This is a genomic window from Wenjunlia tyrosinilytica (assembly GCF_014646055.1).
Classification (GTDB): Bacteria; Actinomycetota; Actinomycetes; order Streptomycetales; family Streptomycetaceae; genus Wenjunlia; species Wenjunlia tyrosinilytica.
Genome location: NZ_BMMS01000011.1, coordinates 1 through 20,901, shown reverse-complemented (window position 1 = coordinate 20,901; position 20,901 = coordinate 1). Strand labels below are relative to the sequence as shown.

Here is a 20,901-nt window from a genome sequence, read left to right as displayed (position 1 = left end):
TCACTCGTGTCGTTCGGTCGTATCGGACTAGATGACGACGGCATCACGACATCACGGGGATGCAAACAGGAGCGAGGGGCGCATATGACCGAGCTTTTTGAGCTACTGGGCGATGAAGCCGAAGAAGAGCTCGGATGGCAGGAGCGCGCGCTGTGCGCCCAGACCGACCCGGAGTCCTTCTTCCCCGAGAAGGGCGGCTCCACCCGCGAGGCCAAGAAGGTCTGCCTGGCCTGCGAGGTCCGCTCGGAGTGCCTCGAGTACGCCCTCGCCAACGACGAGCGGTTCGGCATCTGGGGCGGCCTGTCCGAGCGCGAGCGCCGCAGGCTCAAGAAGGCGGCCGTCTGACGCCGCAGGCCCACCCGCCGACGCCGTCGGCCGCCCGCCGTCACCTCACGGCCGGTCGAGGCGGCCGAGGACCAGGTCCGTCTTCCGCGCGCGCTGCCGTGGGAGGCGGACCTTTGTCGCAGTCCTCCTCCTGAGGCGGGGCCTTGGCCCGGCCTTGGCTCCCGCACCGGAACGCCTCTTGCGTGAGCCGTTAGTGTGGGGGGCCGTCCGAGACGCGTGAGGCTCACGCGCGCGTCCCCACTGTCCAGCGAACCGGGGCCCGCTTCCTCGATGTCCGTTCACAGCCATCAGACGGCCCAGCCGCACCAGGCCCAGCACCACCCGCACTCGGGCACGCCCGAGTTCCCGCGCCATGTCGTCACGGCCGTGATCGTCGCCCACGACGGCGCCCGCTGGCTGCCCCGGGCCCTGTCCGGGCTCCACGGCCAGGACCGCCCCGTCCAGAACGTCGTCGCCGCGGACACCGGAAGCGCCGACGAGTCCGCCAACCTCCTCGAGGACAGCCTCGGCAAGGACCGGGTCCTCCACCTCGCCCGCCGCACCGGCTTCGGCGCCGCCGTCGACGAGGCCGCCCGCCTCGCGGGACCGGTCGACACCGAGTCGCTGCCCTACCTCGCCCGCCGCAGCGGCTGGGACCCCGTCACCCGCAGCTGGCGCGACGACGACCCCTCCTTCGACCAGGAGCTCCCCGAGCCCGTCCAGTGGCTCTGGCTCCTCCACGACGACTGCGAGCCCACCCCCGACGCCCTCGCCCAGCTCCTGCGCGTCGCCGACTCCAGCCCCTCCGCCGCCGTCGTCGGACCGAAGCTGCGCAGCTGGTACGACCGGCGCCAGCTCCTCGAAGCGGGCGTCAGCATCGCCCACAGCGGCCGCCGCTGGACCGGCCTGGACCGCAAGGAGCAGGACCAGGGCCAGCACGACCAGGTCCGCCAGGTCCTGTCCGTCTCCTCCGCCGGCATGCTCGTGCGCCGCGACGTGTGGGAGGAGCTCGGCGGCTTCGACCGGCGCCTGCCGCTCATGCGCGACGACGTCGACTTCTGCTGGCGCGTCCAGGCCGCGGGCCACCGGGTGCTCGTCGCCCCCGACGCCGTCCTGCGCCACGCCGAGGCCGCCGCCCGCGAACGCCGCCCCATCGACTGCGCCGTCAACCGGCCGCACCGCGTGGACAAGGCCGGCGCCGCCTACACCCTCCTCACCAACTCCCGCGGCCGTGTCCTGCCCTATGTCCTGCTCAGGCTCGTCGTCGGCACCCTCCTGCGCACCTTCGCCTACCTCGTCGGCAAGGTCCCGGGCCAGGCGCTCGACGAGATGGCGGGACTGACCGGAGTCCTCCTGCGGCCCGGCCGGATCCTGTCCGGGCGCCGCCGCCGCAAGGCCGCGGGCCGCGTCGACGCCGCCGAACTGCGCCCGCTATTCCCGCCGCCCGGCGCGACCGTCCGGCTCACCGCCGAACAGATCGTCGCCGGACTCGGCGGAGGCAGGTCCGACGCAGAGGCGTCCGCCGGACGGCACGGAGCCGTCGAGTCCGGGCCCGGAGACGAGGACGCCGACTTCCTCGAAGTGGAGAACTTCGCGCGGCTCAAGCGCATCGCCCGCAAGCCCGCCCCCGTCCTGTTCGCCGCGCTCCTGCTCGTCTCCCTCCTGGCCAACCGGCAACTGCTCGGCGGGGGATCACTGTCCGGCGGCGCCATGCTGCCCGCGTCCGCGGGCGCCTCCGACCTGTGGGCGCTCATCGGCGACAGCTGGCACGCCGTCGGCACCGGGGGCACCAGCTCGGCACCCCCCTATCTCGCGGTGCTCGCCGTCCTCGCCACCCTCCTGCTGGGCAAGGCCGGGCTCGCCGTCACCCTGCTCCTGATCGGCTCCGTCCCGCTCGCCGGGCTGACCGCCTACTTCGCCTCGCGCCCCCTGGTCGCCTCCCGTGTGCTGAGGGCCTGGGCGAGCGTCGCCTACGCCCTGCTGCCCGCCATCACCGGGGCGCTCGCCGCCGGCCGGATCGGCACCGCCGTCCTGGCCGTGCTCCTGCCGCTCATGGCCCGCGCCGGGGTCGCCGCCTCGGGTCTGCGGCTCGGCCGCGCCGCCGTCGAGCGCGGCGCGCGCCCCAGCCGGCGCGGCCTGTGGGCGCTGGCCCTCCTCCTCACCGTCACCACGGCGTTCACCCCCATCGTGTGGCCGATCGCCGCCGTGCTCGCGGTCGCGGCCGTCGTCGCCCGGGTGCTCGCCAAGCAGGCGCAGCTCGTGGTGCCGCTCCTGCTGCGGGCCGCCGCCCTGCTCGCAACCCCGCTGCTCCTGCTCGCGCCCTGGTCGCTCGGGCTGCTCTCCAGCCCCTCCCGCTTCCTGCTGGAGGCGGGCCTGCCGTACTCCGGCGGCGCCGCGGCGGGCGCGAGCGATCTGATCCTGCTCAACCCCGGCGGCCCCGGGGTCCTGTCCGGCACCTTCCTCGTCGGCATCCTGCTCGCCGGGCTCGCCGCCCTGCTGCGCCCGGAGCGGCGCACCGCGGTCCTCGCGGCATGGGGAGTGGCCCTGACCGGGCTGCTGTTCGCGCTGCCGATGAACACCACCGACGTCACCCCGTCGCCGGGGCTCGCCGCCGGACCGGCGTGGCCGGGACCCGCCGTGCTGCTGTACTCCCTGGCCCTGCTGACCGCGTCCGCGGTGGGCGCCGAGGGCATCAGGACACGGGTGGCCGGGCTCAGCTTCGGCTGGCGCCAGCCCGCCGCCGTGCTCATCGGCCTCGCGGCCGCCGCGGCCCCGCTGTTCGCGGCGGGCGCGTGGCTGCTGCGCGGCGCCGGGGACCCGCTGGAGCGGCGTGATCCGGTGCAGGTACCGGCGTTCGTCGCCGAGGAGAGCTCCACCCGCGACCAGGCACGCACCCTCGTGCTCAGCGGCGGATCGCGCTCCGACATCTCCTTCGTGCTCGTGCGCGGTTCCGGAGCACGTCTGGGCGAGGCGGAGATCGCCGCCCGCGACGGCGTCGACCGCAGGCTCGGCGAGGTCGTGAACAACCTGCTCGCCGGATCCGGTGCGGACCAGGCGGGCCGGCTGTCCTCCTACGCCGTCCGCTACGTCCTCGTCCAGGACGGCCCCGCCCAGCACGAGCTGAGCACCGTCCTCGACAGCACTCCCGGCATCCTCCGGGTCAGCCAGGAGAACGGGACGGCTCTGTGGCGCGTGGACCGGACGGTCGCCCGCGTCACCGTGCAGGAGAAGGACTCCGCCCAGCCCGTCGCCGTCGCCTCGGGACCGGTCGAGACGCACACGAGCATCCCGGCCGGCGCCGCGGGCCGGGTGCTGCGGATCGCCGACGCCACCGACAGCGGGTGGCGGGCCACGCTCAACGGAAGGGCGCTGACGCCGACCACGCTGGACGGCTGGGCGCAGGGCTTCGAACTGCCCGCCGAGGGCGGCGCGTTGGATGTCGTCCATGACACCCCCGTCACGCATGCGGCCTGGCTGTGGGCGCAGGGCTTCCTGGCGCTCGTGGTGCTGGTGCTCGCCCTGCCCGGCAGGCGGGCGGAGGCGGAGGTCGAGGACGAGGAGGCGGCCGCCGAGGCCGCACCGGCTCCGGTCGCCGCCGACCTCGCGGCCTCCGGCGACGGCCGCAGGGCCCGCAGGCTGCGGGCACAGGCCGCCGCCGAAGCCGCCGAGGCACCGCGGCGGGCAGGGGCCTTCGAGCCATCGCAGGTGCCGGAGCCCACGGGGGCACCGGACCTCCCCGAACCGGCCTTCCCCGGGCCGGACTTCCCCGACATCCCGGCGCAGCCCGCGCCGGTGGGCGCACAGGGCCGGGGGAACCCCGCCGACGCTCCGGAGCAAGCGGCCGAGTGGGACGCCTTCGCGCCCAACCCGCCCTCCCGGACCCAGGCGGCGCCGGTGTACGTGCCGGAGCAGTATCCGTACGACGACTACCCGCCGCAGCCCCACGCGCCGGGCCAGTACCCGCCCGACCAGTACGCCCAGGGCGGCTACCCGGCCGGCCAGTACGGCGGCGAGCAGTATCAGCAGGGCGACACCGCTCGGGGCGACACCGCTCAGGGGGACACCGCTCAGGGCGGCTTCGGGCAGGACGGGTTCGGGCAGGACGGGTTCGGGCAGGACGCCCAGCAGGGCGGCTTCGCGCAGGGGCCGTACGCGGACGCGGACCAGCCTCCCGCCGCCCCCTACACCGCGCCCGGCGACTACGGCGGCCAGTACCAGCAGCCGTACGCCCCGGAGGGCTACCCGGACCCGGGCCAGTACACCGACCCCTACGGCTACGGCGGGCAGTACCCCGACCCCGACCCCGCCACCGGTTACGGCCAGCAGGGCGACCCCAACGAGCACGGCGAGTCCGAGCGCCGCGACGGGAGCGAGCAGTGAAGCGCACCACCGTGTCCCTGATCGCCGCGGTGGCCGCCCTCGGCGCCGTCGGCGGAGTCGCCTCGGTCACCGCGCCGGAGCGGGACAAGGCCGCTCCCTCGCCCGTCGCCGCCGCGAAGCGGATGCCCGTGCAGCGCAGCACGGTCACCTGCCCCGCCCCGGCGGCCTCCGACTTCGCCAAGACCGCCTACACCGCCTTCTCACCCGGCACCGGCGCGGGGCAGGGCGGCAAGGCCCAGCTCCTCCCGGCGCGCGACGGCAAGCCCGACCCGAAGGCCAAGCCTGTCGCGCCGCTGACCGCACCGGGCAAGCCGGTCTCGGCCAGTACCGGGGACGCCAAGGCGCCCGCGCTGGTCGGCACGGCCGACGGTGTGCTCGCCCCCGGCTACACCGTCCAGCAGACCACCGAGATCAGCGCCGGTGACGGCCATGGGCTGCTGGGCACCTCGTGCACCGCGCCCGGGGCGGAGTACTGGTTCCCCGGAGCGAGCACCGCCAAGTCGCGGCAGGACTACATCCACCTGACCAACCCGGACGACACCCCGGCCGTCGTGGACCTCGAGCTCTACGGCGCGAAGGGCGAGATCAACACCCCCTCGGGCAACGACGTGAGCGTTCCGGCGCACGGCTCCGTCCCCGTCCGCCTGTCCACCCTCGCCTCCGGGAACGAGGAGAACCTCACCCTCCACGTCCTGGCCAGGTCCGGCCGCGTCGGCGCCGGGCTCCAGGCCGTCGACTCCTCCCTCGGCGGCGACTGGGTGCCCGCGTCCGCCTCCGGCTCGGACGGCGTGGTGCTGCCGGGACTGCCGAAGGACACCACCAAGGCCCGCCTCGTGGTCTTCGCCCCCGGCAGCGAGGACGCCGACCTCAATGTGAAGGTCGCCACGCCGACCGGGTCGATCTCCCCGGCCGGGCACGAGACGCTGCACGTGAAGAACGGCATGACGACCGCCGTCGACCTCGACAGGATCACGCAGGGCGAGGCCGGTTCGCTCGTCCTGACGCCCAGTGACCCCAAGCACGCGGTGCCGGTCGTGGCGTCGGTGCGGGTGGTCCGGGGCAAGGCGGCCGCGCAGGAGATGGCCTTCGCCTCCGCCACACCCAGGGCCGTCGAGAGGGCCACCGTGTCGGGGAACACCGAGAAGGGCTCGACGCTCTTCCTCACCGCCCCGGACAAGGCGGCCAAGGTCAGGGTGACCTCCTCGGCGCCCGCCGGTGGCGGCAAGCCGGTGAGCAGGACGGTCGAGGTCAAGCAGGGGGCGACACTGGCGATCGAGCCGCCGAAGCCCTCGGGCAAGGGCGTCTTCTCGGTGAGCGTCGAGCCCGTCTCGGGCGGGCCGGTCCACGCCTGCCGGATGCTGACCGCGTCGACGGGCGGCCTGCCGATGTTCACCTTGCAGACCATGCCCGACGACCACGCCACGGTGGCCGTCCCCACCTCGAAGGAAGACCTCTCGATCCTCAACCAGGAGTAGGAGGAGGACTGGGAGGGGCAAGGGCGGTGCAACGGGTGCTGTCGGCGGCCGGGGCGGAGGGGCGCCCCGGGCGGGACAGCGGGCGGGTCCGCGTCCGGACCTGCGCCGCCCGGTGTCCGGACCTGCGCCGCCCCGCGGGGCCCCGGTCCTGCCCGCCCTCCCAAGTCCTTCCCGTGGCGCCGGTCCTTCCCGTGGCGCCGGTCCTGTCCGTGGCGCGGGTCCTGCGTGTGGCGTCAGTCCTGCCCGTAGCGGGGGTCGACCGCCTCCGGGGAGAGCCCGAGGAGCTCGGCCACCTGCTCCACCACGATCTCGTGCACCAGGGCCGCCCGGTCCTCGCGGCTCTTGGCGCGGATCTCCACCGGACGCCGGTAGATCACAATGCGGTCCGGCGGGCTCTTGGCCGAGGAGATGATGCGCCCCAGCGGCACGGTGTCCGAGTCCCCGCTCTTGATGGTCGGCGGCACCTCCTGCACGGCGAACTGCACCTCGGAGAGCTGCGGGAACCGGCGCTCGAGCCGGTCCGCCGACTCGCGCACGAGGTCGTCGAAGGCCTCGGAGCGGGTCAGCGCGAGCGGCACCTGGGGAGGCGCGATCGGGCCGCGCATGCCGCGCCCGTGCCGGTCCCGGCGGCGAGGCCGAGGTGTGCGTGGAGGTCCTGAGTTGTCCATCACGTCCGAGAGTAGCCGCCGGGGACGAGCTGTCTGCCCATGAGCGATCCACGGTCGGCCGGGAGAGATTTCGGCCGCAGAAACGATCGGTCGTCCCGAGCGGTTCGACCGGTATTGGGATCAATGGTGACCGCTTTCGTCTTCGGTGCCGCCGGAGGCCGCTGCCCCGCCGCTGGTCAGCGGCTTTGGCCGGAAGTGATCGGCAACAAGGGGCCGCGGACGACACGTCGGGGTGAGGAGGGGGAGAGTCGTCGCGGCCCGCTCAAGAGTGCGGTACCGTCCAACGTCGTGAGCCCTGTACGTCGCTGTTCGCGCACCGCGTGCGGCCGCCCTGCCGTCGCGACGCTGACGTACGTCTACGCGGACTCGACCGCCGTACTCGGCCCTCTCGCCACCTATGCGGAACCGCACTGCTACGACCTGTGCTCGGAGCATTCAGAGCGGCTGACGGCCCCCCGGGGCTGGGAGGTCGTCCGGCTCGCCGTCGACACCGGCCCCGCGCGGCCCACCGGTGACGATCTCGAAGCCCTCGCCAACGCCGTGCGGGAAGCGGCCCGCCCGCCCGAGCGCCCCTCGGGCCACCGCGTCGGCCGGGAGGCGGACCCGATGGAGGTCGCCAGACGCGGCCACCTGCGAGTACTGCGCTCACCCGACGCCTGACCCGAGCCGCGAACGGGTTCGATCCACGCACCACGGGTAGGTTGTTGCGCGGCGAACACGACAACTGGATTGGGAGCTGCTGTGGTCGACCTGTCACGGATCGTCAAGGCCTACGACGTGCGCGGTGTCGTGCCGGACCAGTGGGACGAATCCCTCGCGGAGCTGTTCGGCTCGGCGTTCGCGCAGATCACCGATGCCGAGTCCGTCGTCATCGGCCACGACATGCGGCCCTCCTCGCCCGGACTGTCCCAGGCGTTCGCCCGGGGCGCGGCAGCCCGCGGCGCCGATGTCGTCCTGATCGGCCTGTGCTCCACGGACCAGCTCTACTACGCCAGCGGCAGCCTCGACATGCCCGGCGCCATGTTCACCGCCAGCCACAACCCCGCGCAGTACAACGGCATCAAGATGTGCCGCGCCGGCGCCTCCCCGGTCGGCCAGGACACCGGCCTGTCCCAGATCCGCGAACTCGTCGAGTCCTGGGCCGACAAGGGCGCCCCGGCCCCCGTCGAGAAGCCCGGAACGATCACCGAGCGGGACACCCTGCGCGGGTACGCCGACCACCTGCGCGGCCTGGTCGACCTGACCGCGAGCCGCCCGCTGAAGGTCGTGGTCGACGCGGGCAACGGGATGGGCGGCCACACCGTGCCCACTGTCTTCGACGGGCTGCCGCTGGACCTCGTCCCCATGTACTTCGAGCTCGACGGCACCTTCCCCAACCACGAGGCCAACCCCCTCGCCCCGGAGAACATCGTCGACCTCCAGGCGAAGGTGCGCGAGACCGGGGCGGACATCGGACTGGCCTTCGACGGCGACGCCGACCGGTGCTTCGTCGTCGACGAGCGGGGCGAGCCCGTCTCCCCGTCGGCGATCACGGCTCTCGTCGCCGCCCGCGAACTGGCCAAGCACCCCGGCGACACCGTCATCCACAACCTCATCACCTCCTGGTCCGTGCCCGAGGTCGTACGGGAGAACGGCGGCACGCCCGTGCGCACCCGCGTCGGCCACTCGTTCATCAAGGAGGAGATGGCCCGCACCGGAGCGGTCTTCGGCGGCGAGCACTCCGCCCACTACTACTTCCGCGACTTCTGGCGCGCCGACACCGGCATGCTCGCGGCCCTCCATGTGCTGGCCGCGCTCGGCGAGCAGCCGGGACCGCTGTCCGGACTGGTCGCCCAGTACGACCGCTATGCCGCCTCCGGCGAGATCAACAGCACCGTCGACGACCAGGCGGGGCGCGCGGCGGCCGTCAAGGAGCGGTACACCGGGCGGGACGACGTGGAGATCGACGAGCTCGACGGCCTCACCGTCACGGCGGCCGACTGGTGGTTCAACCTGCGCCCCTCCAACACCGAGCCGCTGCTGCGCCTGAACGTGGAGGCGCGCGACGCCGACACCTGCGCCGCAGTCCGCGACGAGGTCCTGGGCATCGTCCGGACGTGAAGCGCCTGCCCGCGTGCTCGGCGTCCGGCGCAGCCGCGACGCCCGGTGGTGGTACTTGTTCGATGTTCGATCGGCGGGGGCGCGAGTGCCGACTTCCCGCGCCCCCGGCGGCCGTTCGCGCCCACCGGGCCGTCCGCGGCTGACGGCCCGGCAAGCCCCGGAGGTACGCTCACACCAGGGGGCGCGCGGGTGAGACCGGGCTCCCCGGCTTGCCCGCCCGCGGAACCACCGGGGCGCGGGGCCGCCCGCAGGCCCGTAGAACGCCGAAGGACAACGAAAGAGATGGCCGCCGTGAAGTTGGACCCGTCGTTCCTCGAGATCGCCGCCTGTCCGCAGTGCCACGCACCTCTGCGTGAGGACGACGACGCGCAGGAGCTCGTCTGCACCGCCGCCGACTGCGGCCTGGCCTACCCGGTCCGCGACGACATCCCCGTTCTCCTGATCGACGAGGCGCGCCGACCGGCCTGACACGCGGCCGTCCCCGTGGAGCGGCCGTCCCCCTTGAATGGAAAACCGGTCGTGAATGGAGTCCGGTGCCGAATGGAAGCCGGTGCGTGAAGTCCGCGCATGAAGCCGGTGCGTGAAAGCCGGTGCGCCGGACCGGAGCAACAGACCGTGCGTGAAGCCGGTGGACCCGGCTGGATCGAGAGGAGCCAGGAACCGATGCTCGACGAGGCGCTCCTCGACGATCCCGAATCCCTCACCCGCGGCGACGCGCAGGGACTGCTGCGCGCGCTCGCCTCGGCCGGAGCCCGTGTGCGCACCGCGGCCCGCCTCGCCGACGAGGCGGGCCTCGCCGCGCTGCGCCCCGACGGCAGGCCGCGCAATGTCCTCGTGGCAGGGCAGGGCCCAGCCGTGCACGCCGGAGAACTCCTCGGAGCGGTCGCCGGAGCCGCCTGCCCCGTCCTCACGCTGCGCCCGGCCTCCGGGGCCGACGGCTTCCCCCACTGGACGCTGCCAGGCTGGGCCGGCTCGCTCGACCTGCTCCTGCTCGCCACGCCCAACGGCGCCGAGGCGGGCCTGGCCAACCTCGTCGAGCAGGCTTACCAGCGCGGGTGCTCCGTCGTCGCCGTCACCCCGCCGGAGTCCCCGCTCTCCGAAGCCGCCGAGCAGGCACGCGGACTCTCCCTGCCCTTCGCCCCCGCGCCCTTCGCCTCCGAGCCGTCCCTGCCGGCCCAGCCCGGTCTGGAGGACGCCGCCGAGGACGCGGGCGCGCTGTGGGCCCTGCTCGTTCCCCTGCTCATCCTGGCCGACCGGCTCGGCACCGGCAGTGTCCCCGCCTCCGCGGTGCAGAGCGCGGCCGACCGCCTGGACGAGATGGCCTCGCGCTGCGGCCCCGCCACGGCCACGTACCAGAACCCCGCCAAGACGCTCGCCACCGAGCTGACCGACACCCTGCCGCTGCTGTGGAGCGAGGGCATGGCCGCGGACGCCATCGCCCGCAGGTTCGCCTCGTGCCTGGCGGAGCGGGCGGGCATCCCGGCGCTGCCCGCCGCGCTCCCGGACGCCCTCATCGACCACCGCGGGCTGCTCGCCGGATCGCTGTCCCCGGGCGGCGTCGAGGACGACTTCTTCCGCGACCGGCTGGAGGAGCCCAAGGCACTGCGGCCCAGAGTGGTGCTCATGCGGGAGTACGTCGACGGCACCCTGGCCAGTGAGGCCACGGCCGCCCACCGCGCCGCACGGGCCAACAACACCGCGTTGAGCGAGGTCAGCGCCTCCGCCGACTCCACGCTGGAACGGGCCGCCCAGATGCTCGCCCTCACCGACTTCGCCTCCGCGTATCTGGCGCTCGCCGACAGGTCGTGACGCCCGACGCGTCCCGCGCGGCTCGGGCCAGTGCTCGCGCCCGATGGCGGGTGTGACGGGGGTTTCGCGAGATGATGCGTTCGGCCGCAGTTAACCGCTGTGTCAGCTCGGCAGAGAATGTTGGGAGCCATGGACCGCCTCGCGAACACCGTCCGCCCCTATGCCTGGGGTTCGACGACAGCCATCCCGGCTCTCCTCGGCACGCCGCCGACCGGAGCCCCCCAGGCCGAGCTGTGGATGGGAGCGCACCCCGGAGCGCCCTCACGGCTCGACCGCGGCACCGGACCGGTATCGCTGGCCGACCTCATCGAGGCCGACCCGGAGGGTGAGCTCGGCGAGGCGGCGCTGCGGCGGTTCGGGCCGAGGCTGCCCTTCCTCCTCAAGGTCCTCGCGGCGGGATCACCGCTCTCGCTCCAGGTGCACCCGGACCGCGAGCAGGCCCGCCAGGGCTTCGAGGACGAGGAGGAACGCGGCGTCCCGATCGACGCCCCGCACCGCAACTACAAGGACACCAACCACAAGCCCGAGCTGATCTGCGCCCTCGAGCCGTTCGACGGGCTGTGCGGGTTCCGCCCCACGCGGGAGGCCGCCGAGCTGATCGAGGCCCTCGGAGTCGACGCGCTCAAGCCCCTCGTGGACCTCCTGCGGGCCCTGCCCGAGGCCGAAGCGCTGCGCGACGCGCTCACCACCGTGCTCACCACGGAACAGGGCCGGGTCGCGGAAACGGTCGAGCCGGCGGCGGCCGCCGCCGAACGGCTCGCCTGCGTTCCGGGGCCGTTCGCCTCCGACTACGCCGCCTACGCCTCCATCGCCCGTGCCCACCCCGGCGACCCGGGCGTCATCGCGGCCATGCTCCTCAACCACGTCCGGCTCAGCCCCGGTGAGGCCCTCTACCTCGGCGCGGGTGTGCCGCACGCCTACCTCAGCGGCATGGGCGTGGAGATCATGGCCAACTCCGACAATGTGCTGCGCTGCGGCCTCACCCAGAAGCACGTGGACGTCAAGGAGTTGCTGAAGGTCGTTGTCTTCCGCGGTTCGGGCCCGGGTGTGCTGCGCCCGGAGCCGGGGGAGGACGGCGAGCAGGTGTACCCGACGCCGATCGACGAGTTCCGGCTGTCCCGCTACGTCCTCGACGGTGTCGGGCCGCGGAAGGTGGCCGCGGGTGTCCCGCAGATCCTGCTCTGCACGGACGGCTCGGCCACGGTGCGGGAGCGGGGCGCGGCCGTTGGCGAGGCTGCGGACGGTGGCTGCGACCTCGGCTCCCGCGGCGGTGAACTCGTGCTCGCCCGCGGTGAGTCGGCGTTCGTCCCAGCCGGAACGGGTGTCGAGATCGACGGGGAGGGAACCGTCTTCAGGGCGACCGTGGTGGTGTGACCCGAACGGCGGTCGTCGAGGCTGCAAGAATGTGCGCCTTGCCGGACGACTGACGAAGGGACACCGGGCACAGATGAGTGCTGGAGGCGGAACCAAAGCGATCGTGGCGGCGCTCGGCGCCAACCTCGCGATCGCCGTATCGAAGTTCGTGGCGTTCGCCTTCAGTGGTTCGTCGTCCATGCTCGCCGAGGGCGTGCACTCGGTCGCCGACTCCGGCAACCAGGCGCTGCTGCTCATCGGAGGCAAGAAAGCACAGCGCGCGGCGACCCCCGAGCACCCGTTCGGCTACGGCCGCGAGCGCTACATCTACAGCTTCCTGGTCTCCATCGTCCTGTTCACCATCGGTGGCGTCTTCGCCCTCTACGAGGGCTACGAGAAGATCGAGCACCCGCACGCCATCGAGCACTGGTACTGGCCGGTGGGCGTGCTGGTGTTCGCGATCATCGCGGAGAGCTTCTCGTTCCGGACCGCGATCAAGGAGTCCAACCAGACCCGCGGAGACCTCTCCTGGGTGCAGTACGTGCGGCGTGCCAAGGCTCCCGAGCTGCCCGTCGTACTGCTCGAGGACTTCGGCGCCCTGGTCGGCCTCGCGCTGGCCCTCGGCGGTGTCGGCCTCGCGCTGCTGACGGACGACGGTGTGTGGGACGGCATCGGAACCGTGTGCATCGGCGTCCTGCTCGTCGTGATCGCGCTCGTGCTCGCCGCCGAGACCAAGTCGCTCCTGCTCGGCGAGGCCGCGGGGCCCGAGGTCGTGGAGAAGATCCGCGAGGCCACGGTGGACGGAAGGACCGTGACCGGTGTCATCCACATGCGCACCCTGCACCTGGGTCCGGAGGAGCTCCTGGTCGCGGCGAAGATCGCGGTACGGCACGACGACACCGCCGCCGTGGTCGCCGAGGCCATCGACGACGCCGAGCGGCGCATCCGCGAGGCCGTGCCGATCGCCCGCGTCATCTACCTCGAACCCGACATCTACAGCGCCGACGCCGCCGCGGCAGGCCCGGACCCGACAGCGACCCCCGGCGGAGCCACAGGGCAGGGCGGCTCCGAGCACTGACCCCCGGCCGCCAGGCTGTACCCGCGCCCGGCCTCAGTGTTCGTCCCCGAGGGCCCCGCCGACCAGCGAGGGCCCTCGGCCGGTTCCGTCTCCCTCCGGGCCCCCTCCGGACCCTCCCGGCTCCCTCCCGGCTCCCTCCCGGGCTAACGGATCTCGGCGAGCAAGCGCATGATCTCCTCCCTCGTCGGCGCCGCCTGCAATCTCGCACGGAAGTCCGCGTCCACCAGCCTGCGCGACAGCAGAGCCAGAATGCGCAGGTGCTCGTCCCCGGCCGCCGCCTCCGGCACCGAGATCATGAACACCAGCTTCGCCGTCGTCCCGTCCAGCGAGCCCCACTCGATCCCCTCGGCGGATCGGGCGAACCCGACCACCGGAGCCGTGACCGCGTCCGACTTGGCGTGGGGTATCGCTATCTCCTCACCCAGACCCGTGGTGCCCTGCACCTCGCGCGCCAGAGCCGCCTCGATGAGCCCGGCCTTGTCGGCGACCTTGCCCGTCGACGCGAGCAGATCGGCCATCTCCTCGATGGCCTCCTTCTTCGTCCGCGAGACCAGCTGTTCCTTCACCGTGCCGCTGGTGAGATACCCGCAGAGCACTCCCGGCTCGCCGGTGGGAGTGCCGACGGGATCGTCGGCCGGGCTTTCGGCCGGGACATCGGCCGAAGCGTCGCCGGTGCTCGTGGCCGTGCCGGGGCCCGTGTCGCCGGCGGGGCCGTCGCCGGTGCTCGCGGTGGTCACCGCGCCCGTCGCGGTGGCGGGCGCGCCCGCCATGGCCAGTTCGCGCTCGGGAGCCGGCGACGGAACCGCGACCTGCGCCCCGGCCTCCTTCCCGCTGTGCCGCATCCCGATCAACGCCACCGCCGTCAGCGCGGTCGCCGCCGTGCCCGCCAGCACCGCCACGAAGAACATCGGCACACCGCCGATGGCTCCGAGCACCGCCACGATCGGACCACCGTGGGGGACCGAGTCCTCGACCCCGGCAACCCCCGCGACCGCCCCGGCCACGGCGCCGCCGATCATATTCGCCGGAATGATCCTCGCCGGCCGAGCGGCCGCGAACGGGATGGCGCCCTCCGTGATGCCGAAGCACCCCATGAACAGCGCCGCGTAGCCGGTCTCCTGCTCCTGTTCGGTGAAGAACCCGCGCCGGATCACCGTGGCCAGGCCCACCCCCAGCGGCGGTACGGGAATCGCCGCCGCGCACATGCCCATGATCTCCGGATTCTTGGAGACCAGGCCCGCGCCGAAGAGGAACGCCGTCTTGTTCACCGGCCCGCCCATGTCGAACGCGATCATCAGCCCGAGGATGATGCCCAGCAGCGCCGCACTGGTGCCCGTCATGCCGGACAGCCAGTCGGTGAGGTTCTCGAAGACCCAGGCGATCGGCTTGCCGATCACATAGATGAAGAACAGCCCCAGGGTCACCGTCGCCACGATCGGGATCACGATGATCGGCATGATCGGCTGGGCGAACTTCGGGACCTTCACCTTCTTGATCCACAGCACCAGGTGCCCGGCGAGGAACCCGGTCACGATCGCCCCGATGAACCCCGCGCCCGACTTGCTGTCGTAGAGGGCGCCGGTATTGGCTATCCAGCCTCCGATCATGCCCGGCACCAGCGCCGGCCGGTCGCCGATCGCATAGGCGATGTAGCCGGACAGGACCGGCACCATCAGCGTGAAGCCGATCACCCCGATGTCGTTGACGTGCTTCCAGAACGTCCCCTCGGGGATGACCAGGCCGCCGTCCGGCTTGGGGTCGCCGCCGAGCGCGAGTGAGATCGCGATCAGGAGTCCGCCCACCACGACGAACGGGATCATGTAGCTGACACCGTTCATCAGCGCCTTGTACACGGCGCTGCGTTCGCCGCCGCCCGCAGTACCGGCGGCCGCCCCCGAGGCAGCCGCCGATCCCCCGGAGCCGCCGACGCGGTGCACGGGGGCGGCAAGGGCCCGTTCGACCAGCCGCTCGGGGTGGCGGATCCCCTCGGCGACCCCCACCACCAGCAGCCTCTTCCCGGCGAACCGGCTCGTGTCCACGTCCTTGTCCGCCGCGACGATCACGGCGTCAGCCTCTCTGACATCGTTGTCAGACAGTGCGTTCTCCACCCCGATCGAACCTTGCGTCTCCACTTTCATGGTGTGCCCGAGGGCTGCGGCGGCCTGGGAGAGCTTCTCCGCGGCCATATAGGTGTGGGCGATCCCCGTCGGACAGGCGGTGACAGCGAGCAGCTTCAGCCCCGGCTCGCTCCTCCCCGCTCTCTCGCGAGGGATGTCGGGACCAGTCACGTGCATCGACTCCTTGGTTGTGCTGGGCCGGGCCGCGTCACGCGGAAGGAACTGCCCGGCTGGCGCATGAGTCTCGCCCCGCCCCCCACCGCTTAGCAACACACCGGTCGGGATCGGTTTCCTCGAGCCGGAACCCGATCCCCGCTGGAGAGTTGGCGCGAACCCGCGCCGGACGCTTGGCTGCTCGGACAATCGGTGTAGATTTCTGTACACAGAGCCAGACGTCGCTGCTGATGGCGGTCGGGCGGCCCGCGAGGGCCGACCGAGGGAGAGAGGGCCTCCGACGGACTGCGCTGCGGTAGAGGACCGGCACCACCGGTCCAGTTCGGCGTGCGCGCGTCAAGCCCTCGCCGGGCTCTGAAACCACCGCGGCTGACAGACCGACGCCCACCCTCGAACCCGACTCCGAGGAGACCACAGCATGACGTCCTCCACCACGGCCGTTTCAGGCGACTTCAAGGTCGCCGACCTCTCCCTGGCGGCCTTCGGTCGCAAGGAGATCCAGCTGGCCGAGCACGAGATGCCCGGCCTGATGGCGATCCGCTCCGAGTACGCCGCCGCCCGGCCGCTGGCCGGTGCGCGGATCACCGGCTCCCTGCACATGACCGTGCAGACCGCCGTGCTGATCGAGACGCTGGTGGCGCTGGGAGCCGATGTCCGCTGGGCGTCGTGCAACATCTTCTCCACGCAGGACCACGCCGCCGCGGCCGTCGCGGTGGGGCCGGAGGGCTCGCCGCAGCAGCCGAGGGGTGTGCCGGTGTTCGCCTGGAAGGGCGAGACGCTGGAGGAGTACTGGTGGTGCACGGAGCAGGCGCTGACCTGGCCGGACGCCCCGGGCCCGAACATGATCCTCGATGACGGCGGTGACGCCACCCTCCTGGTGCACAAGGGCGTGGAGTTCGAGAAGGCCGGCTCGGCCCCCGACCCGTCCACCGCTGACAACGACGAGTACCGCCTGATCCTGGAACTCCTCAACCGCTCCCTGGCGCAGTCGCCGGGCAAGTGGACGGCACTGGCCTCGGAGATCCGCGGGGTGACGGAGGAGACCACCACCGGTGTGCACCGGCTGTACGAGATGCACCAGGCGGGCACGCTGCTCTTCCCGGCGATCAACGTCAACGACGCGGTGACCAAGTCGAAGTTCGACAACAAGTACGGCTGCCGCCACTCGCTGATCGACGGCATCAACCGCGCCACCGACACCCTGATCGGCGGCAAGGTCGCGGTCGTCTGCGGCTACGGCGACGTGGGCAAGGGGTGTGCGGAGTCCCTGCGCGGGCAGGGCGCCCGCGTCATCGTCACCGAGATCGACCCGATCTGCGCACTGCAGGCGGCGATGGACGGCTACCAGGTGACCACTTTGGAGGACGTGGTCGGCACGGCCGACATCTTCATCACCACCACCGGCAACAAGGACATCGTCCTCGCCGAGCACATGGAGGCGATGAAGCACCAGGCGATCGTCGGCAACATCGGCCACTTCGACAACGAGATCGACATCGCCGGGCTGTCCAAGCTGCCCGGGATCGTGAAGACCGAGATCAAGCCGCAGGTCCACGAGTGGCGCTTCGCCGACGGGCACACGATCATCGTGCTGTCCGAGGGCCGCCTGCTGAACCTGGGCAACGCCACCGGCCACCCCTCGTTCGTGATGTCGAACTCCTTCGCCAACCAGACGATCGCCCAGATCGAGCTGTTCACCAAGACCGAGCAGTACCCGGTCGGGGTGTACGTCCTCCCCAAGCAGCTCGACGAGAAGGTCGCCCGTCTGCACCTGGACGCGCTCGGCGTGAAGCTCACCAAGCTCCGCCCCGAGCAGGCCTCCTACATCGGCGTCCCGGTCGAGGGCCCGTACAAGTCCGACCACTACCGCTACTGACCGGTCTCGGACACGCAGGCTGACCAGCGCGTCCGTCCCCGCCTGAACCACCGGTGACCAACGAGGGCCCCCGCCACCGCACGGGGGCCCTCGCCCGTCCGTGCCCACGCTCCCCGTAGAGTCGTCCAATGCCACGCGGTCGCTATTCGCTGTATGAGCCATACGACAGCACCCCCTTGGGAGAAGAACACTTCCAGTGCGCCCCCGGCCCCTCCGGCTGGCGCTACACCGCGCGGACCACCACTCCCTCGGGCGATCACTCGGGCTCCGTCGACCTCACGATCGACGCTCTCGGCAGACCCATCCGTCTCGAACTCCACGCCGCCGGCTGGCAGGTCCGCGGCGCCTGCCTCGAAGGCGTCACCTGGGTCCGCTCCGACCCGGCTGGGTTGCAAGCGCAGGAAGGCAACGCCCGCGCCCACACATTCGCCGGAACTTCCCCTGGCTTCCTCATCGCAACGGCCCGACTGCTGCGCCTCGACCCCGGTGGCCCCGCCACCCGAATCCGCCTCGTCGCCTTCACCGCGCCAGTCCTCGCGCCACGCACCATCGACCAGTCCTGGGCCCTGGTGAACACTGAAGCACACGACACTGACAATGGGCCGCTGATGTTGGAGAACTACCAGGTCAGCGACATGGACACGGGCGAGCAGCACACCGTGCACATCGCGGGCGACGTCGTCCTCGCGGCCCCCGGGATCGAGCTCGAGGACCTGGAGTCCCCGCCCTCCACGTTCGAGTCCCCGCCCCCGGCCTTCGAGTAGGCCGGACGAGTCCGAGGGCCCGCCTCGGCCGCGCCGTGGACCACTTGACTGCCGTGGACTGCCGTGGACTGCCGTGGACTGCCAGGGCCATCGCATGCCGTGGGTCATCGCATGCCGTGGACCATCGCATGCCGTGGACTACGAGTACACCTACGGCCTAAGGGCCACCGACCAGGGACTACGCGGGAAGGATCGTCTGCCGCGGGAAGGCTCGTTCGTCTACGCGGGAGGAGCGAACCCCGTGCTTCCGCCGGACTGCCCGGACCGCGACGTGCCGGATTGCCGAGGGCCGGATTGCTGGGTGCCGGATTGCTGGGGGCCGGACGCGGAACCGCCGGTCGGCCTGCCGTCGTCGACCCGAGGAGAAGCCGAGGGCGCCGGGTGACCGTCGGCAGGAGCATGCGCGGGTCCGCCCATCGGCCCGTACCCCCCGTACGTCGGCCCGTTCACCGGGGCGACCGGCCCCTGACCGGATGCGTGGCCGGCCGCGACGGGCGCCCCCGTGGCTCCGTTCGCTTGAGCGCTTCCGAACACCCTCCGTGCGTCCCGGGACTGCCGCTCGGCCACGACCGCCGCCAGATAGGCCGCCGGAGGCACTCCCTGGGGCACCGCCCTGCCCGTGCGGGCGGTCACATCCGCGGCCAGCCGCTGCGCCATGCCCCAGCTCACCTGAGGGTCCAGCTGCCGCATCCGCGAGAGGTACTGCCGCACCGCGAGCCACAGCTCGTCCGGCACCGCCGACAGATCAATTCCGGCCAACTGCCCCACCAGCCACGGCGGCGGAGGCGGCTGCTGGAGATACTGCGCCGGGATCCGTTCGCGGACCACGAGCGTCCCCGCGAAGACATCCCCCACCCTGCGGCCACGCGCCGACACGAGCGAGGCGATGCTCGCGATCACCCCCATCGACAGCTGGATCTCGATGGCCCCCACGGCACCGCGCACCAGCGCATGCCGGAACCGGACCGGCCCGCCGTCGTCCCGCAGCACCCGCAGCCCGAGCGCCAGCTTCCCCAGGGAACGCCCCCGCGACAGTGTCTCGACGGCGACTGGCACGCCGACCAGCAGGAACAGCAGCATCGCCACGGTCACGGCGGCGGACGCCGCGTCGTCCAGGCTCGAGGTGGCGCCGACCAGCGCGATGGCCAGGATGAGGTAGACGCCCCAATACACCGCGAGGTCGATGGCCACCGCAACTATGCGGCTCGGCAGCTTGGCGGGCTGCAGCCCGAGGACAACCGCCTCGCCCGTGACCAACTGACTCATCGCTCGCCCCTCGTCCTCGCGGCCCTCTCCCCGGGAGCCCTGCCCGACAAGCATGCCTCCCACCCCCGGGGCACGCGCATCCGGCGTCTGGGAAGCTGAGCCGCATGGACCTCGACGTCTTCGTGGCCGCGCACCGTGCCGAATGGGACCGCCTGGACGCGCTGCTGCGGCGGCGGGGCCGCCGGCTGTCGGGCGAGGAGACGGACGAACTCGTCACCCTCTACCAGCGCACGGCCACACATCTGTCCCTGGTGCAGTCGAGTGCCCCTGATCCGGCACTGGTCGGCCGGCTCACCACGCTGGTGGCCCGGGCCCGCAGCGCGGTCACCGGGGCACGTACGGCGGGCTGGCGCGATGTGGCCCATTTCTTCGCCTCGGCCTTTCCCGCCGCTGTCTACCGCTCCCGGCGCTGGTGGGTCCCGACCGCACTGCTCTCTACGGCGCTCGCGGCCGTCATCGGCTGGTGGATCGCGGCTCACCCCGAGGTCCAGGCCACCATCGCGGCACCGGACGACCTGCGGAGCCTGACCAGGCCGGGAGGGGGCTACGAGACGTACTACTCCAGCCACCCCGCGGGCTCGTTCGCCGCGCAGGTCTGGACGAACAACGCCCAGGCCGCCGCCATCTGCCTCGTCTTCGGGGCCTTCCTGGGAATTCCTGTGCTGTGGGTGCTGTTCCAGAACGTGGTGAACCTCGGCGTCGGCATCGGGCTCATGGGCTCGGTGGGCCGTATCGACACCTTCCTGGGACTGATCCTTCCGCACGGCCTGCTGGAATTGACGGCCGTCTTCGTGGCGGCCGGAACGGGGCTGCGGCTGGGCTGGACGGTCATTGACCCGGGTCCGCGCACCAGGCGTGCCGCCCTCGCCGAGGAGGGACGGGCGGCGATCGGGATGGCCATCGGCCTGGCGCTGGTGCTGCTGGTCTCCGGTGTCATCGAGGCCTTTGTGACTCCGTCCCCGCTGCCCACCTGGGCGCGGATCGGGATCGGGGTGCTGGTCGAGGGTCTGTTCCTCGTCTACGTCTTCGTCCTGGGCCGCAGGCAGGCACGGAGCGGCGAGACGGGTGATGTGGAACGGCTCGACCGGGGCGACCAGCTGCCCACCGCCGCCTGAACGTGCGGGCTGATGTGCGCGGGAGCCCGTGGGACTGCTAACCTCCTCTTCGCGCCGCTCCTCCTGTTGACAGGGGGTGGGGCGGGAGGTAGATTTGAACGGTTGCCGCGAAACTGGACACCAGTCGCAGGCAGGAGTTACGATCCACTCCACTCCCGAGAAGACCGAAGAATTCCAATGGACTCTTCCTTTCTCGCGGGAGTCACCCCCCGGAAACGGAACACCAAAAGCCTGGTAGGCTTGGGTGCGAAGTCGAAGGAAATCTCCGAAAAGCTGCCGGATGGCGAAGAGGCCGATTTGAAAAGGCCGAATCGAGTCCGATAAGCTGGAGAAACAAGAAGGGAAGCGCCCGGAGAGACCGGTGAAAGGGTCTTGAAGGAAGCGTCCGTTCCTTGAGAACTC

The 20,901-nt window shown here is 72.1% G+C and carries 15 protein-coding genes; 12 read left to right on the top strand and 3 right to left on the bottom strand.

Translation table 11 applies throughout. The features are described 5' to 3' along the window. Window positions 1–84: 84 nt before the first annotated feature. The 3 genes from IEY86_RS13940 to IEY86_RS13930 all read left to right on the top strand — a co-directional run bounded on the left by IEY86_RS13940 (window position 85) and on the right by IEY86_RS13930 (window position 6,179). Window positions 85–345, top strand: coding sequence for a WhiB family transcriptional regulator (locus IEY86_RS13940; RefSeq protein ID WP_189131978.1), 261 nt, complete (start codon window positions 85–87; stop codon window positions 343–345). A 270-nt stretch (window positions 346–615) separates the two neighbouring features. Beyond that, window positions 616–4,704, top strand: a complete 4,089-nt coding sequence (locus IEY86_RS13935) for a glycosyltransferase (protein ID WP_189131977.1) — start codon at window positions 616–618, stop codon at window positions 4,702–4,704. Next, complete coding sequence (locus IEY86_RS13930) at window positions 4,701–6,179, top strand: DUF5719 family protein (protein WP_189131976.1); 1,479 nt, start codon at window positions 4,701–4,703, stop codon at window positions 6,177–6,179. Before IEY86_RS13935 ends, IEY86_RS13930 begins: the two co-directional genes overlap by 4 nt. 233 nt (window positions 6,180–6,412) lie before the next feature. Here IEY86_RS13930 and IEY86_RS13925 read toward each other — a convergent pair whose 3' ends face one another. Next, the gene (locus IEY86_RS13925) at window positions 6,413–6,847 is read right to left on the bottom strand and encodes a metallopeptidase family protein (protein ID WP_189131975.1); all 435 of its coding nucleotides are present in this window, start codon (window positions 6,845–6,847) and stop codon (window positions 6,413–6,415) included. Between the two features lie 198 nt (window positions 6,848–7,045). On the opposite strand from IEY86_RS13925, the gene IEY86_RS13920 reads away from it, so the two are divergent. From IEY86_RS13920 to IEY86_RS13895, 6 genes are all read left to right on the top strand, one after another. Then, window positions 7,046–7,507 (top strand): DUF3499 domain-containing protein, encoded by a 462-nt coding sequence (locus tag IEY86_RS13920; protein ID WP_189132138.1) that lies wholly within the window; start codon window positions 7,046–7,048, stop codon window positions 7,505–7,507. Between the two features lie 81 nt (window positions 7,508–7,588). Next, entirely contained in the window at window positions 7,589–8,947 is a 1,359-nt protein-coding gene (locus IEY86_RS13915) for a phosphomannomutase/phosphoglucomutase (RefSeq protein WP_189131974.1), read from the top strand. 282 nt (window positions 8,948–9,229) lie between these two features. Further along, window positions 9,230–9,415: a Trm112 family protein gene (locus IEY86_RS13910; protein ID WP_189131973.1), complete on the top strand. Its 186-nt coding sequence runs from the start codon at window positions 9,230–9,232 to the stop codon at window positions 9,413–9,415. A gap of 195 nt (window positions 9,416–9,610) precedes the next feature. Further along, complete coding sequence (locus IEY86_RS13905) at window positions 9,611–10,756, top strand: SIS domain-containing protein (protein ID WP_189131972.1); 1,146 nt, start codon at window positions 9,611–9,613, stop codon at window positions 10,754–10,756. 129 nt (window positions 10,757–10,885) lie between these two features. Next, entirely contained in the window at window positions 10,886–12,130 is a 1,245-nt protein-coding gene (gene manA / locus IEY86_RS13900) for a mannose-6-phosphate isomerase, class I (protein WP_189131971.1), read from the top strand. Between the two features lie 73 nt (window positions 12,131–12,203). Beyond that, the gene (locus IEY86_RS13895) at window positions 12,204–13,187 is read left to right on the top strand and encodes a cation diffusion facilitator family transporter (protein ID WP_189131970.1); all 984 of its coding nucleotides are present in this window, start codon (window positions 12,204–12,206) and stop codon (window positions 13,185–13,187) included. Window positions 13,188–13,330: 143 nt separating this feature from the next. Here the strand turns inward: IEY86_RS13895 and IEY86_RS13890 are convergent, their stop codons facing one another. Next, on the bottom strand, window positions 13,331–15,481 hold the full coding sequence (locus IEY86_RS13890; protein ID WP_373287019.1) for a fructose-specific PTS transporter subunit EIIC: 2,151 nt from the start codon (window positions 15,479–15,481) through the stop codon (window positions 13,331–13,333). A gap of 415 nt (window positions 15,482–15,896) precedes the next feature. Here IEY86_RS13890 and ahcY point away from each other — a divergent pair, with 415 nt between their 5' ends. Next, entirely contained in the window at window positions 15,897–17,354 is a 1,458-nt protein-coding gene (ahcY, locus tag IEY86_RS13885; protein WP_189131969.1) for an adenosylhomocysteinase, read from the top strand. Between the two features lie 128 nt (window positions 17,355–17,482). Beyond that, a complete protein-coding gene (locus tag IEY86_RS13880; RefSeq protein WP_189131968.1) occupies window positions 17,483–18,118 on the top strand; it encodes a hypothetical protein in 636 nt (211 codons plus the stop codon). A gap of 219 nt (window positions 18,119–18,337) precedes the next feature. Here IEY86_RS13880 and IEY86_RS13875 read toward each other — a convergent pair whose 3' ends face one another. After that, window positions 18,338–19,384, bottom strand: a complete 1,047-nt coding sequence (locus IEY86_RS13875; protein ID WP_189131967.1) for an RDD family protein — start codon at window positions 19,382–19,384, stop codon at window positions 18,338–18,340. 104 nt (window positions 19,385–19,488) lie between these two features. Between IEY86_RS13875 and IEY86_RS13870 the strand changes: the two genes are divergently transcribed. After that, window positions 19,489–20,499 carry a stage II sporulation protein M gene (locus tag IEY86_RS13870; RefSeq protein ID WP_189131966.1) on the top strand — a complete coding sequence of 337 codons (1,011 nt, stop codon included), beginning with the start codon at window positions 19,489–19,491 and terminating at the stop codon, window positions 20,497–20,499. Window positions 20,500–20,901: the final 402 nt, after the last annotated feature.

Bases quoted from the DNA above. Each gene is read 5' to 3' on its own strand.
- IEY86_RS13940 (WP_189131978.1), top strand. From the start codon at position 85: ATGACCGAGCTTTTTGAGCTACTGGGCGATGAAGCCGAAGAAGAGCTC.
- IEY86_RS13935 (WP_189131977.1), top strand. From the start codon at position 616: ATGTCCGTTCACAGCCATCAGACGGCCCAGCCGCACCAGGCCCAGCAC.
- IEY86_RS13925 (WP_189131975.1), bottom strand. From the start codon at position 6,847: ATGGACAACTCAGGACCTCCACGCACACCTCGGCCTCGCCGCCGGGAC.
- IEY86_RS13910 (WP_189131973.1), top strand. From the start codon at position 9,230: ATGGCCGCCGTGAAGTTGGACCCGTCGTTCCTCGAGATCGCCGCCTGT.
- IEY86_RS13905 (WP_189131972.1), top strand. From the start codon at position 9,611: ATGCTCGACGAGGCGCTCCTCGACGATCCCGAATCCCTCACCCGCGGC.
- manA (WP_189131971.1), top strand. From the start codon at position 10,886: ATGGACCGCCTCGCGAACACCGTCCGCCCCTATGCCTGGGGTTCGACG.
- IEY86_RS13895 (WP_189131970.1), top strand. From the start codon at position 12,204: ATGAGTGCTGGAGGCGGAACCAAAGCGATCGTGGCGGCGCTCGGCGCC.
- IEY86_RS13890 (WP_373287019.1), bottom strand. From the start codon at position 15,481: ATGCACGTGACTGGTCCCGACATCCCTCGCGAGAGAGCGGGGAGGAGC.
- ahcY (WP_189131969.1), top strand. From the start codon at position 15,897: ATGACGTCCTCCACCACGGCCGTTTCAGGCGACTTCAAGGTCGCCGAC.
- IEY86_RS13880 (WP_189131968.1), top strand. From the start codon at position 17,483: ATGCCACGCGGTCGCTATTCGCTGTATGAGCCATACGACAGCACCCCC.
- IEY86_RS13875 (WP_189131967.1), bottom strand. From the start codon at position 19,384: ATGAGTCAGTTGGTCACGGGCGAGGCGGTTGTCCTCGGGCTGCAGCCC.
- IEY86_RS13870 (WP_189131966.1), top strand. From the start codon at position 19,489: ATGGACCTCGACGTCTTCGTGGCCGCGCACCGTGCCGAATGGGACCGC.